The sequence below is a fragment of the Thermanaerovibrio velox DSM 12556 genome (genome assembly GCF_000237825.1).
GTDB classification, from domain to species: domain Bacteria; phylum Synergistota; class Synergistia; order Synergistales; family Synergistaceae; genus Thermanaerovibrio; species Thermanaerovibrio velox.
This window is the reverse complement of the sequence record NZ_CM001377.1, coordinates 442733-455898: the sequence shown is the minus strand read 5'-3', so window position 1 is coordinate 455898 and position 13166 is coordinate 442733. Positions and strand designations below refer to the sequence as shown.

General features: G+C 63.1%; 16 protein-coding genes and 1 tRNA gene. 10 read left to right on the top strand and 7 right to left on the bottom strand.

Annotation, left to right across the window (positions count from 1 at the left end; translation table 11 throughout):
* Genes THEVEDRAFT_RS02065 through lepB form a run of 6 tightly spaced genes read right to left on the bottom strand, consistent with a single transcriptional unit; the run spans position 1 to position 3563 of the window.
* A complete protein-coding gene (locus THEVEDRAFT_RS02065) occupies positions 1-360 on the bottom strand; it encodes a YraN family protein (RefSeq protein ID WP_006583070.1) in 360 nt (119 codons plus the stop codon).
* Complete coding sequence (locus THEVEDRAFT_RS02060) at positions 350-637, bottom strand: EscU/YscU/HrcU family type III secretion system export apparatus switch protein (protein ID WP_006583069.1); 288 nt, start codon at positions 635-637, stop codon at positions 350-352. Before THEVEDRAFT_RS02060 ends, THEVEDRAFT_RS02065 begins: the two co-directional genes overlap by 11 nt.
* A gap of 3 nt (positions 638-640) precedes the next feature.
* A complete protein-coding gene (locus THEVEDRAFT_RS02055; RefSeq protein WP_006583068.1) occupies positions 641-1660 on the bottom strand; it encodes a hypothetical protein in 1020 nt (339 codons plus the stop codon).
* Complete coding sequence (locus THEVEDRAFT_RS02050) at positions 1636-2226, bottom strand: ribonuclease HII (protein ID WP_006583067.1); 591 nt, start codon at positions 2224-2226, stop codon at positions 1636-1638. The genes THEVEDRAFT_RS02055 and THEVEDRAFT_RS02050 overlap by 25 nt, the downstream gene beginning before the upstream one ends.
* On the bottom strand, positions 2223-3047 hold the full coding sequence (locus tag THEVEDRAFT_RS02045; protein WP_006583066.1) for a YlqF/YawG family GTPase: 825 nt from the start codon (positions 3045-3047) through the stop codon (positions 2223-2225). Before THEVEDRAFT_RS02045 ends, THEVEDRAFT_RS02050 begins: the two co-directional genes overlap by 4 nt.
* On the bottom strand, positions 3048-3563 hold the full coding sequence (gene lepB, locus THEVEDRAFT_RS02040) for a signal peptidase I (RefSeq protein WP_006583065.1): 516 nt from the start codon (positions 3561-3563) through the stop codon (positions 3048-3050).
* Positions 3564-3722: 159 nt separating this feature from the next.
* Between lepB and THEVEDRAFT_RS02035 the strand changes: the two genes are divergently transcribed.
* From THEVEDRAFT_RS02035 to THEVEDRAFT_RS02010, 6 genes are all read left to right on the top strand, one after another.
* Complete coding sequence (locus THEVEDRAFT_RS02035) at positions 3723-4187, top strand: hypothetical protein (protein WP_006583064.1); 465 nt, start codon at positions 3723-3725, stop codon at positions 4185-4187.
* Positions 4184-4915, top strand: a complete 732-nt coding sequence (locus THEVEDRAFT_RS09120; RefSeq protein WP_006583063.1) for a hypothetical protein — start codon at positions 4184-4186, stop codon at positions 4913-4915. Before THEVEDRAFT_RS02035 ends, THEVEDRAFT_RS09120 begins: the two co-directional genes overlap by 4 nt.
* Positions 4916-5283: 368 nt before the next feature.
* Positions 5284-6066 carry a sulfide-dependent adenosine diphosphate thiazole synthase gene (locus THEVEDRAFT_RS02025; protein ID WP_006583062.1) on the top strand — a complete coding sequence of 261 codons (783 nt, stop codon included), beginning with the start codon at positions 5284-5286 and terminating at the stop codon, positions 6064-6066.
* A 1-nt stretch (position 6067) separates the two neighbouring features.
* Positions 6068-7357 carry a phosphomethylpyrimidine synthase ThiC gene (gene thiC, locus THEVEDRAFT_RS02020; protein ID WP_006583061.1) on the top strand — a complete coding sequence of 430 codons (1290 nt, stop codon included), beginning with the start codon at positions 6068-6070 and terminating at the stop codon, positions 7355-7357.
* A gap of 104 nt (positions 7358-7461) precedes the next feature.
* Entirely contained in the window at positions 7462-7626 is a 165-nt protein-coding gene (locus tag THEVEDRAFT_RS02015; protein ID WP_040825613.1) for a hydrogenase expression protein HypA/HybF, read from the top strand.
* A gap of 120 nt (positions 7627-7746) precedes the next feature.
* A tRNA-Val gene (locus THEVEDRAFT_RS02010) sits at positions 7747-7821 on the top strand.
* A 275-nt stretch (positions 7822-8096) separates the two neighbouring features.
* Here THEVEDRAFT_RS02010 and THEVEDRAFT_RS02005 read toward each other — a convergent pair.
* Positions 8097-9740, bottom strand: a complete 1644-nt coding sequence (locus tag THEVEDRAFT_RS02005) for a nucleoside kinase (RefSeq protein ID WP_006583059.1) — start codon at positions 9738-9740, stop codon at positions 8097-8099.
* Between the two features lie 224 nt (positions 9741-9964).
* Between THEVEDRAFT_RS02005 and THEVEDRAFT_RS02000 the strand changes: the two genes are divergently transcribed.
* The 4 genes from THEVEDRAFT_RS02000 to THEVEDRAFT_RS01985 all read left to right on the top strand — a co-directional run bounded on the left by THEVEDRAFT_RS02000 (position 9965) and on the right by THEVEDRAFT_RS01985 (position 13159).
* The gene (locus tag THEVEDRAFT_RS02000) at positions 9965-10681 is read left to right on the top strand and encodes a FadR/GntR family transcriptional regulator (protein ID WP_006583058.1); all 717 of its coding nucleotides are present in this window, start codon (positions 9965-9967) and stop codon (positions 10679-10681) included.
* Between the two features lie 67 nt (positions 10682-10748).
* Positions 10749-11306, top strand: a complete 558-nt coding sequence (locus THEVEDRAFT_RS01995; protein ID WP_006583057.1) for an HD domain-containing protein — start codon at positions 10749-10751, stop codon at positions 11304-11306.
* Positions 11307-11335: 29 nt separating this feature from the next.
* Positions 11336-12616, top strand: coding sequence for a 3-isopropylmalate dehydratase large subunit (locus THEVEDRAFT_RS01990; RefSeq protein WP_006583056.1), 1281 nt, complete (start codon positions 11336-11338; stop codon positions 12614-12616).
* Between the two features lie 24 nt (positions 12617-12640).
* Positions 12641-13159 carry a LeuD/DmdB family oxidoreductase small subunit gene (locus THEVEDRAFT_RS01985; RefSeq protein WP_006583055.1) on the top strand — a complete coding sequence of 173 codons (519 nt, stop codon included), beginning with the start codon at positions 12641-12643 and terminating at the stop codon, positions 13157-13159.
* Positions 13160-13166 lie beyond the last annotated feature (7 nt).

Here is a 13166-nt window from a genome sequence, read left to right as displayed (position 1 = left end):
TCACCCCCCGGTTATGTCCCGGTAAAGCTCAAAGCGGAAGCCCGAAGGCCCCTCATCTATGGCCAGAAGATCTATCCGGTAGCTCCCACGAAACCCCCTGGACTCCGCAAAAGCCCTGGCGGCCATCTCAAGGCGCCGGATTTTTCTAGGCCCCACCGTGTCCGCCGCCTCCTGAAACGGGTTGGACCTCCTCAAACGAACCTCCACGAAGACAAGCTCAGAACCGTCTTGGGCCACTATGTCTATCTCCCCGAAGGGATACCTCACGTTCCTCTCCAGAACCCGCCAGCCCATCTGGGAGAGGTACTCGGCTCCCATCCTCTCCCCCATCGCACCCCTTGAGGAACCGCTACCTGCCACCGGAGGCTCTCCTCTCCATCTCCATCACGAAGGCCAACACCTTCGCCACCGCCCCGTAAAGCTCCGGGGGGATCTCATCCCCCACCTCCAGGGCCAGCAGGGCACTCACCAGCGCAGCGTCCTCAACTATCGGGACCCTGGCCTCCCGGGCCAGCTCCAGTATCTTCTCCGCCAAGTGCCCCCGACCGGAGGCCACCAACACCGGAGCGGCATCCCGATCTTCGTCGTACCTCAAAGCCGCCGCCTTCCGCGCCTTGGAAGATCCGCCCTTGGCCACCGCTCACGCCTCCATGTCTATGGGCCTTGGGGTCCCGGAGCCCTTCGGCCTCCTCGGGGAAGCCGACACGTGGGACACCCTAAGGCCTCCGGAGGAGAGGTCCTCCTGGAGCTCAACAAGATGATGCCTCATGAGCTCGACCCCCTTGAGGGAGTCAGCCCTCAGGTCCACCCCCACCAGGTTGTTCATGAAGGCCACCCACCCTTCCGTTCTGCCCAGGTTGTCCCCGTCCACCTCGAAGAACACCGAATAGGCCCGCCGTCCTCCCCTCAAGGTCTCGGAGAAGACCACTCGGGCCATGGGCCCCTCCTCCCCGGCGGGCCAGAAGGCAGGGGCCATAAGGGGCTCCTCGGTGGACCACCGGACCGGGGTTGACGCCCAACGATGGGCCCTAAGGAACCTCAACGCCTCCGGGTCATCCCGGAAGACCTCCTCGAGGCTTCCCGCTCCCCTGGGGGAGTTTTTAAGGCGCTCCCGAACCCGCTTCCAGAGGTTCATCGCCTCCTGGGATGTCAAGGCCATGTACCACCCCATGGCCTTGACGGACTCCTGGCTCACCGGAAGCCCCCGGGCGAAAAGCTCCACCGCTGCCGGGAGGTCCTCAGGGGCTCCTCCAGCGGCCATCCAGGCCTGCCTCAAACCCCACAGGGACTCCCCATCGGCGGGAAGACGCCGCAGGATCAGGGCCTGGGCCAGGGGGCGATCCCTCAAGGGGAACCGGGAGAGCAGCTCCAGGTCCTCCTGCCTGAGCCTTAAAAGCGGCACCTCCCCCGAGGCGTCCCAAACGGCCCGGAACCGCTGGCCCGGGAACAGCGACACCGACGACTGGGCCCAGAGGGTCCTGCCGGACACCCGCACCTGAACCATGGAGCCCTCGGATCTAAGAACCAGCCCCTCCACCTCCTGGCCATCCCTTATGATACCCTTGGCGTCCTGAGAGCGGACCTCCCGGGACTGCCCTACGGGACCTATATCCCCCCCCTGGGGACCTCCGGACCTTATGCCTCCGACGTCGTATCCCATGGTCGAAGCTTAACGGAAAAGCTAACCCGGTGTACCGGCGAGGGGCCGATCTCCTCAAGGATCCGCCGATGCAGCTCCGTGGGATAGCCCTTGTGCCGGTCGAACCGATACCGAGGGTACACCCTGTGAAGCCCCTCCATCACCCGGTCCCTTATGACCTTCGCCACCACCGAGGCGGCCATTATGGCGGGCACCTTGGAGTCCCCCTTCACCACGCACCTCTGGGGGATCCCAAGCCCCTTAACCGGGACCGCCCCGTCCACCAGCACGACCTGGGGCCTTACGCAGAGCCGGGCCACCGCCCTCTCCATGGCCCACAGCGAGGCGTTAAGCACGTTCATCTCATCCACCCTGCGCCAGGAGGCCGCCTGGATCCCCATGGGGACCTTCATCTCCAACAGGGTCTTAAAAAGCCCCTCCCGCCGAGAGGCGGATAGCTTCTTGGAGTCCCGTAGCCCCAGGGACAGCAGATCCCTCGCCTCCTTAGGGGTGAGCACCACCGCCGCCGCCACCACCGGACCGGCCAGGGGACCCCGGCCCGCCTCATCAACCCCCGCCACTATCATGGGACCATCGGCCTTTCCGGGGACTCCAGGCTGAACCGGCCGAGCCGGCCGGACGAGAAGGCCTCCAGGAAGGCCCTGGCGGCCCCGTCAAGGTCCAGCAATCCCCCCTTAGCCCTCTTGCCCAGCCTCTCCGCCACCGCTTCCATCGCGGCCATGGGATCCTCAAGGCCGGGATCAAGGTTCCACTTGGAGGCCACAGTCCCCCACAGACCAAGGGACATAAGGCAACCGACGCAGTCCAACGCCAGATCCAGCGGGGACGCTATGACCGTCCCTTTAACCGCGTTCAACCAGGAAAGACGACGCTGCACCAGCCCTCCAGAACGGGGGTCAAGCACCCCGGGGGAATCCACCACCATGACCCCGTCCCCCCTGAACCAGGAAAGCCCCCTGGTGACCCCGGGCATGGCTCCTACCTTGGCGGAGCTCCGGCCGATCACGTGGTTCAGGAGGGCGGACTTGCCCACGTTGGGCACCCCCACCACCGCCACCCGGAGGTCCCTGTGAGACGGCTTGAGCTCCTTCATGGCCCTCCTCATGGAGGACGGTATCTGCTTCCTAGAATCCAAGGCCCAACAGGGGATCCCAAGGTCCTTGAAGTGGGACACCCATCGGTCCGTGACGTCCGGGTCCGCCAGGTCCGCCTTGGACAGCACTACCCAACGGTTGAGCCCCCGAAGGGACTCCATGAAGGGAGAGGAGGTGAGCAGCGGGGCCCTGGCGTCCCTCACCTCTAACCAAAGGTCCAGGGACTCCATCAGGGCCTCCAGCTGACGCCTCCCCTTGGCCATGTGGCCCGGGTACCATACGGTGCGGCCCATCTACCGGAGCACCCCCACCCGGCTCAAGGGCCAATAGCGGAACACCGCGGGGCCCTTTATCATCTTCTCGGGCACGAAACCCCAATACCGGCTGTCCTGTGAGTTCGGCCGGTTGTCCCCCATGCAGAAGTAGTTCCCCTTGGGAACCTCCACCGGGGGCATGTCGAACTCGTCGTGGTTTACAACGTAGGGCTCGGACAGGCTGATGCCGTTTACGTAGACCACCCCCCGGCGGAGCTCCACCACGTCCCCGGGAAGCCCCACTATGCGCTTCACGAAGTCCCTCCTGGGGTCCACGGGGTACTTGAACACCACTATGTCACCCCTATTGGGGGACCGGTTCGGAAGGTGGTACCAGAACTTAAGCACTAAAACCCGGTCCCCGGGCTCAAGGGTCGGTATCATGGAGCCGCTGGGGATCCAGAAGGCCTGGATCACGAAGGTCCTAAGGATGAGGGCGAGCACCAGCGCCCAGAACAGCGTTTCGAAGCCCTCTCTCCACCACGGTTTGGCCATACATATACCTCCTAAGCAAATTTAGAAACCTTGAAAGGCGCAACGCCTTCTGTTTATAATGCCCCATCCGTTCGATTTCAAGTTCCCGCCGCATCTTGAGGTCCCGCCAGCCCGGGCAGGGGGATCTTGGCATTCATCCGCTTTTTAGGAGGTGGTACGTTGAAGTTGAAAAGGGTCCTCGGCACAGCAGTCCTGGCCTTCGCCGTCTTCTCCATGGGCTACGGGGCAAGGGATGCGGTGGAGCTCAAAGGGGCAGCGGAGGCTTCGAGAGCCTCTCGTAAACTTGAGATCCGGTTCTTAAGCCTCGAGGACGGTTACTGCGGCACCTGCCACCGCATGAGGGAGAGGCTGAAGCTGTCCATGGGCGGCCCCCTGGGGGACCTGCTGCTCAATGGAGAGGCGGAGATCCTCCAGGTGGACCTCGGGAAGGACGGCAACTACCGGCTCCTCAAAAGGTACGGCGCCACGGGGGCAGGGATCCTCCTGCTCCTGAGGAACCATGAGGGGGAAGAGAGCCGCTTCCTCAAGGAGGCACCCCTTCACCTGTCATCCCAGGAGGAATTCGACCGGTACCTGATGAAGGAGGTGGAGCACATGCTCCAGCAAGGGGGATCACCACGGTGAACCCGCACACCTGGCAGTCCCTGCCGGATGCCCTTCAGCTTGGATGGACGTACCCGATCGTGATTGCAAAGGGCTTGATCCTCGGCGCCCTGTCCTCGATACTGCCCTGCTCAGGGGTCTACCAGGTGGCGGTGGCTTTCTCGATCATGGGCTCCCGGGAGGGGCAAAGGCTCAAGCGAGGATTTAGCTACTGCGCCGCCAGGGGGATCACCCACGGGGTCCTGGGAGCTCTGATATTGATCGGGATTGACCGGTGGACCGCCGCGGGGGCCGCTGCGGGGGGGATAATGCTAAAGCTGTCAGGGCCGCTGCTCATGATCTGCTCGGTCTTCATGCTGAGCCTCATCGAAGCTCCCGGGGGCATCGACATCAGAGTTATTAGGGACAGGGGTTTTTCCCTGTCCCAATGGGGGGTCCCCGGGGCTTTCTCCGCCGGCGTCGTCCTCTCCCTGGCCCCCTGTCCCGAAGGGGCCGCCCTTTTCTTCGGGGTGCTTCTCCCTGGGCTCTCCTCGGAGGGGCTCGCCGGCACCATCGTTGGGGCCTCTTCCTTCGGGGTGGGAAGCGCCCTGCCGCCCCTTTTAGCTGCTTTCCTGGCCTCTTCGGCGGCCCCCTTGGGGCTTGGGGGGGCCATCATGAGGGATCAGGAGCGGATCAGAAAGCTGGGTGCCATTGGTCTTATGGGGGCAGGTCTTTACATGACCCTGGCCCATGTGTATCATCTGTTTTAGATCTTAGGCTTAGGCTGAGGATCCGCTTAGAACCTTCTCATTTTACGGGGGAGCTCCTGATCCGGGGCTGAGAGTGCGGGAGGACCCGCAGACCCTTCGAACCTGAGCGCGTTACTAGCGCTGCCGCGCCAGCGGTGCGGCACCGGTTAATACCGGCGCAGGGAGGCCCTTCCAAGGACAAGGGGCTTGAGTCTCCGGCAGCTTCGACCTACGGTTGAACCCAGGGGGCCGGGCCGCCTTCCGTGCACCGGAGGGCGGCTTGGCCCCCTGTCTTTCTACGCTTCTCGGCATCATTCCGCTGCCCAAAGACCAAGCCGCCCCCTTTCAAGGCTCCCCTGGGCCGTTAAAAAGGAAGGGAGATGATTCGGATGGAGCTGGACGAGAGGCGCATATCGAGGGTCATCATCGAAAGGTTTATGGAGAAGCTTTTGGACTCCGTGGACCTGGACGTGGCCATAGTAGGGGGCGGTCCCGCTGGGCTTGTGGCGGGGAGGGACCTCGCCATGAGGGGTGCCAAGGTGGCCATGTTCGAGCGCAAGCTATCCCTGGGAGGCGGCATGTGGGGAGGCGGCATGATGTTCAACGAGATCGTGGTCCAGGAGGAGGCCAAGGGGATCCTGGAGGAGGTAGGGGTCAGGACCGTCCCCCAAGGAGACGGGTACTTCTCCGCGGACTCGGTGGAGGCGGTGAGCACTCTGATATCCGCCGCCACCAGGGCGGGGCTTAGGGTCTTCAACTGCGTCACCGCCGAGGACGTGGTGATGAGGGAGGACCGGGTGATAGGGCTGGTGATAACCTGGACCCCTGTTGAGATGTCGGGGCTCCACGTGGATCCCCTGGCCATAAGAAGCAGGTTCGTCATAGACGCCACCGGGCACGACATAAACGTGGTGCGGGTGGTGGAAAGGAAGGTGCCCGGAAGGCTCTTCACACCCACCGGCGTGGCGGAGGGGGAGAAGTCCCTGTGGTGCCACCGGGCGGAGCAGCTCACGCTGGAGAACACCCGGGAGGTCTTCCCGGGGCTGTACGTGGCGGGCATGTCCGCCAACGCCACGTTCGGGGGCCCCAGGATGGGCCCCATCTTCGGGGGGATGCTGCTCTCGGGGCGGAAGGCGGCGAGCATGATATGGGAAGCCCTGGGGGGCCGATGAAATGAGCCGCACGATCATGGAGATGGCATCCCTGGGGGAGACATGCCGGGAGGTCCAGCTGGTATCTAGGGACGAAGGCGTTGAAGAGCAGGAGCTGATGCGGCTGATCGCCCAGGGGCTTTGCGTCATACCCCGGAGCCTCACGAAGCCCAAGGACAGGCCCGTGGGCATAGGCCAGGGGCTTAGGACCAAGGTGAACGCCAACATAGGCACCTCCAAGGGGATGAGCTCCGTGGAAGAGGAGCTCAAGAAACTCGAAGGGGCCGTTTCCGCGGGGGCTCATACAGTTATGGACCTGAGCACCGGGGATGACGCCCAGGAGGTCCTGGAGGCGGTGCTTGACAGGTCCCAGGTGCCGGTTGGTACCGTGCCGCTGTACTTCGCGGCGGTGCGGTGCCGTCTTCAGGGCCGGAAGGTGGTGGACATGACCGTGGACGAGATGTTCCATGCGGTGGAGCTTCACGGCCGCATGGGGGTGGACTTCGTCACGGTTCACACCGGCCTTACCAGGAACGCGCTGCACCACCTCACATCCCAGGGGAGGGTGACCAACATCGTAAGCCGCGGGGGCTCCATACTGGCCGCCTGGATGATCCACAACGACCGGGAGAACCCGTTCGCGGAGGACTTCGACCGGCTCTTGGAGATAGCCAGGAGGTGGGACATGACCCTGAGCCTCGGGGACGGCCTAAGGCCCGGATCCGGCAGCGACGCCACCGACAGGGCCCAGGTGGCGGAGCTGCTGGAGCTTGGCAGGCAGGTTAAGATGTGCCGGGAGGCCAAGGTGCAGGCCATGGTGGAAGGGCCCGGGCACGTGCCCCTAGGACAGATCCGGACCAACGTGGAGCTTCAGAAGCGGCTCTGCCAGGGAGCTCCCTTCTACGTGCTAGGTCCCTTGGTCACCGACTCAGCGCCGGGCATGGACCACCTGGTGGGGGCCATAGGAGGTGCCGTGGCGGCCTCCGCGGGGGCGGACTTCCTGTGCTACGTCACCCCTAAGGAACACCTGGGGTTCCCCTCCCTGGAGGACGTGGTGGAGGGGGTGAGGGCGTCCTTGGTGGCGGCCCACGTGGGGGACATGGAGAAGGGAATCCCGTGGGCGCTGGAGAGGGACCGGATCATGTCGGAAGCCCGGGGGGCCATGGACTGGGAGGCCCAGAGAAAGGCAGCTCTCACCCCCTGGGCCTTCCAACAGGACCCGCACCGCTCCCAGGAGGGTTGTGCCATGTGCGGCCCCCTGTGCGCCATGAGGATCGCAAGGGAAGCCATAGCCTCTTGGAAAAAAGTCTGACCAATATTATAATTGGCTCCGTTAGCGGTGCGGCAGCCGCAGCTGACGGTTGTGTTGTTACCCGGCCGAAACAAAGCCTTGATCAGCGAGGAGGTGTCTTGGAGGTGCGTCGTTTTCGCTGCGTGAGCTGCAAACACGAGTTCCAGGTGGAGGGCAAGGAGCCGGTCACCCGGTGTCCCAAGTGCTTCGACAAGTTCCTCCAGCTCCTGGAGGGGGACCCCATAAAGGGTAAGCCCTGGGGCAGCAAGAGCTACAGCGTGAAGCGCTAGCCCCCAAGGGCCGGAGGGCCCCTCCTCCCCCACCGATTCGGCGGGAGCGGCCCAGGTCGCAGGAGCGAGGGGCTTGCAAAAACCCAAGTTCCGTTGTAGAATCTTCACCGTTGCGGGTTGGGGCGGCTAGCTCAGCGGGAGAGCACTGCCTTCACACGGCAGGGGTCACAGGTTCGATCCCTGTGCCGCCCACCATGATGATCTAGGGCCTCCTTGGGGAGGCCCTTTTTCGTTGTCTCAACCCCTTCTTCCCCCACCGAGTCCACCGAATGCCCGGGGGTCCCGGCAAGGGCAGAGAGGACGAGGCATCCGCGAGGCCGCGGCCTACCATGGATGAGGAGGAAGCACCGGATGACGGGGGGCGCTAAAGGTCATGCCGCCGGAAAGCCCTGGAAGATACCGCCCCCTGGGAAGGGCTCTTTCCCAGGGGGCGGTGCGGTCCCTAGCGGTCAAAGGCACGGGTTTCAGCCCTAATCCTCGAAGCAGCTTCCCCCGATGAACTCCCTCAGTATGGACAGGTTGGGCACGTTATCCGACGGGATGAATGGGACGAACCTGAGCATGGACAGAAGCCGCTGGGCCTCTCCGTAGGCGGGGGACTCCTCGGGCACCGCCCTTAGCAGGGGCTCCGCGTAGCCCTTGAGCACCGGCAGCTCGTACACCAAGGCGGTGTTGAACATCACGTCCGCCACCGCCTGATAGGGGAAGATGTGCCGGTGGGAACCCCTTATGACCGAGGGCCACCGGAGGAGCGTGCTCTCCGGGGAGTGTCCCCTCACCCGATGGTCCCTTACCAGCCGCCGCAGCAGGCGGTTGTCGGTGGTGCTGGTCCTGTTGTGCCTGTCCAGGCTCACCCCGGTTAGGGGGGACACGAAGATCTTATACTTCATCTCATCCGGTATGGACCTGGTGAGCCTTTCGTTGAGCCCGTGTATGCCCTCTATTATTATCACGTCGTCCCCGGTTATCTTAAGGCGCTTGCCGGGTTTTCTCCTGCCGGTTATGAAGTCGAACTTGGGCAGCTGAACCTCCTTGCCCTCCATGAGGTCCGACAGATCCCGGTTTATGGCGTCAAGGTCCAGGGCCTCCAGGGCCTCGAAGTCGTAATCCCCGTTCTCGTCCCTGGGGGTCTTTTCCCGGTCCACAAAGTAGTCGTCCAGGGATATGGCCACCGGCCTCTTGCCGCACACCTGCAGCTGCACCTGAAGCCTTTTGGCGGTGGTGGTCTTGCCGGAGCCCGAGGGTCCCGCGAGGCAGACCAGTTTGATCTGTCCTCTCTCGCATATCTCCCTGGCCACCCGGGCCAAGGCCTCCCCGTGGAGGGCCTCGGAGACCAGTATCAGCTCCAGCCCCCTGCCGGAGGCAACCCGCTCATGGATGCTGTCCATGGTTGTGACCCCCAGCACATCGAGCCACTGGGAGTACTCTATGAAGACCTCCGCCAGGCTCTTCGGGGCCTGGAAGGGGGGGATGCGGTCCGGGAAGGACACGGTGGGGAATTGGAGGACCATGCCCGGCGGGTAGTAGAGCAGGTCGAAGACCTTGACCTGTCCGGTGCTGGAGGCCAGGGGAGCGTAGAAGTAGCCGTAAGTCTCGGCGCACCGGTAGGTCACCACCGGGTCAACGGCGGTCCACTTGAGAAGCCTCGCCTTGTCAAGGTTGCCCTGACGCTCAAAGACCGCCTTCGCCTTGTCGAGGGGCAGGACCTCCCGGTGTATTGGAATGTTGAGCCCTATTAGGCGGTCCATCTCGGCCTTCACGGCCCTTACGTCGTCCTCCGAGGCCTCGCCTCCCACGAGCTCGCAGTAGTAACCGTCGCTCATGGAGTGCCTTATTATCACGTCCTGTCCAAGCGCCCTCTTGCAGGCCATCACCAGGAGGAAGCTCAGGGTCCTGCGGTAAACCTCCATCCCCTCGAAGCTGCCGGTGTCAACGAACTGCACCTCCGAGGGTCCGTCGATGACCCAGCTCAAGGGACGAAGGTAGTGGTTGACCCTGCAGGCCACCACCTGATGACCTCCCTCCACCCTGGACAGGGACAGGAGCTCAGATCCCGTAAGGGGCATCTCACAGACCATATCCCCGAAGCCTACGACGCTCACGTTAAACCCCATGATACCCCTCCTAAAGTTCCGCGTTGGCCCTCGGGACCCTGAAGCCAACGATTCGTAAGGCTTATTACATGGTGCCTCAAGGATAACACGGGGGCGTCGAAACTCAAATTTTCCAACTATTCCGAACTAGTTAACGGTTGCTCAAATTGGCCGAATAGTGTATAAGGTGCACTGGGTGGTCCACAAAGAATTGCTGGACCGACCAGTTAGGAGGGATGATCCCCTTGCCCGATAGGGTACGGCAGACCAGGATATACGAGAAGGTGGTGGAGGAGATAAAGGGGGACATATCCTCCGGGCGTCTCAAACCCGGGGATCCCCTTCCGCCGGAGCGGTCCCTGATGGATCAGCTTGGGGTCAGCCGGAGCTCCCTCCGGGAGGCCTTCAGGGTTTTGGAGCTCATGGGACTCATAGAGAGCATCCCCGGCAAGGGGCGGTTCGTACGGCGTCCCAGGCATTCGTCAAAAGAGGGTGACCCACTGAGGGAAAGGGGGCTTCCCCTTGAGGACGAGGCCATCCTGGAGCTCATGGAGGCCCGCAGGGTCCTGGACCCCGCAATAGCCCGGGAGGCCGCCAGGAGGGCCATGCCCAGCGACCTCACCAAGATGAGACGGGTCCTATCCTCCACCAGGGAGGGTCTTGACGACCTGGAGAGCCGGGCAAAGGGGGACTTTGACTTTCACCTTGCCCTGGCGGAGGCCACCAGGAACTTCGTGTTCGTCAACATCGTGCGCATGAACTTCAACCTCATAATGGCCACCCACGACAGGATCTACGCCCTCCTGGAGGACAAGGAGGCGTTCCTCAACGAGCACAAAACCCTTTACGATGCCATCCTAGACAGGGATCCGGACCGGGCGGAGAGCGCCGCCAGGGAGCACATCGAGCGCATCTACAAGACCCTTCAGGAGGTGCTGGCCCTTAAAGGGGTAAGTCCTTAAGAAGCATCGCCGTCCCCAGGCTTAACACCGCCTGGGGACTACTCAAAGACAGGGAGGGAAACCCAAGATGAAGGAGAGGATAGCAAAGCTGCTCCCGGAGGTGGACTGGATCTGCGATCCGGATCTCAAGGACAAGGTCTTGGCCGCCTATGAAGACGCCCTGAAGACCGGGGGCTGGGAACCGGAGGACATGGCGCGAATCCCGTTCACCCTTCTAATCCCCGACTGCCCTGCCTCGTACCTCACCCACACCAGGGGTGTGACCAGGATGGCCAAGGCCGCCATGGACGAGTTCAACGGCCTTTACAAGGACGAGGGGGGCTACAAGCTGGACAACGACAGGCTCATAGCCGGGGCTCTCCTTCACGACGTGGGGAAGCTGGTTGAGTACGAGAAGGGCCCGGACGGCAAGACCGTCAAATCCAAGATGGGCAAGGACCTTCGGCACCCCTTCTCCGGCACCGTCATAGCCATGAGGAACGGGATACCCAGCGACATAGCCCACATCATAGCCAACCACGCCCACGAGGGAGACGGTTCGCTCCGAAGCCCCGAAGGGGTGATAGTAAACAAGGCGGACTTCATGAACTTCGAGACCATCAAGTCGTTCCTCGGCATGAAGTAGCGGACTCCATTCAGGGAGGGGATGAAATCATGGGACGGACCATGATCCAGAAGATAATGGCCAGGGCCTCCGGCAAGGACGTGTCGGTGGGAGACCGGGTTTGGTGCAACATAGACCTGTCCACCGCCAGGGACTTCGGGGGGCCCAACTGCGTTCTCCAGTTCGAGGAGGTGACCGGCAAGGACGCCAAGGTGTGGGACCCGGACAAGATAGCCTTCACCTTCGACCTCCAGGCCCCGGCCCACTCGGAGAAGGTCTCCAACAACCAGAAGATAATCCGCCAGTTCGCCAAGAAGCAGGGCATAACCAAGGTCTTCGACGTCAACTGGGGCATAGGCCAGCACGTGCTGCTGGAGAACGGGCTGGTCAAGCCCGGGGACGTTATATTGGGCACCGACAGCCACATGAACCTCCTGGGCGCCGTGGGGGCCTTCGCCACCGGCGTCGGCAACACCGACATAGTGGCCTCCTGGATCAAGGGGACCCTGTGGTTCCGGGTGCCGGAGACCATGAAGATAACCGCCACGGGTAAGTTCCAGCGGGGGGTTTACATGAGGGACTTCCTCACCCACCTGGTGGGCACCCTAGGGGCGGACGGCATGTTCTTCAAGGCGGTGGAGTTCACCGGAGACGCCATAGAGCAAAGCAGCCTCTCGGATCGCATAACCCTGTGCTCCATGGTGACCGAGATGAGCGGCAAGGTGGGGCTGATAATGCCCAACGGTCCGGTTCTGGAGTGGCTCGTGGAGAGGGCCGGCAAGGAGGTACTGGACAGGGTCGAGATGATCCGTCCCGACGGGGACGCGGCGTACTCCGAGGAGCTGCGGTTCGACGTGTCCCAGCTTGAGCCCCTGGCCTCCTGCCCAGACGCACCGGACAACGTGAAGAAGGTCCGGGAGGTGGCTGGAGAGAGGATAGACCAGGTGCACATAGGCTCCTGCTCCAACGGCCGGTTCGAGGACATAGCGGCGGCCCACGAGGTCCTCAAGGCCGCGGGGTTCAAGGTGTCCCCGGACGTGCGGGTCATCATAACCCCCTCCACCAGGGAGGTCATGAGGGAGTGCGCCAAGGCGGGCTTCATCCAGGACTTCCTGGACGCGGGGGTCATCTTCACCAACCCCACCTGCAGCCTCTGCACCGCGGAGCACTACGGAGCGCTTCCCTCCGGGGACGTGGGGGTGTCCACCACCAACCGCAACTTCATAGGCAAGGTCGGCAAGGGCAGCCACACCTACCTCATGAGCCCCGCCTCCGCCATGGCCAGCGCCGTAAGAGGCGTGATAACGGACCCCAGGGACATCCTGGGATGACCCACGTACAAGGGGGTGCCACATATGAGTGATACGGTTCTTCGCGGAAGGGCCTGGGTCTTCGGGGACGACGTGGACACGGACCTCATATACCACAACAAGTACCTGGCGGAGACGGACCCCAAGAAGATGGCCCAGTACTCCTTCGAGTACTACCCGGGCAAGGAGAACTTCGCCAAGGAGGTGCGCCCCGGGGACTTCGTGGTGGCGGGCCGGAACTTCGGCACCGGGTCCAGCAGGGAGCACGCGGTTTACTGCCTCAAGGAGATAGGGGTGCCCATGGTGCTGGCGGAGTCCTTCGCCAGGATCTACTACAGGAACGCCATAAACAACGGCTACCCGGTGCTCTTCGTCAAGGGGCTGTCGGACGCCATAAAGGCCGGCCAGGTGAAGGACGGGGACGAGCTGGAGGTGGACACCTCCACCGGGGTCATAAGGAACCTTACTCAGGGGGTGGAGTTCCACGGGGATGCGGTTACGGACCTCGAGCGGGACATAATGGCCGCAGGAGGTCTCATCGAGTACCTCAAATCCCAGGCTTAGGAGGGAT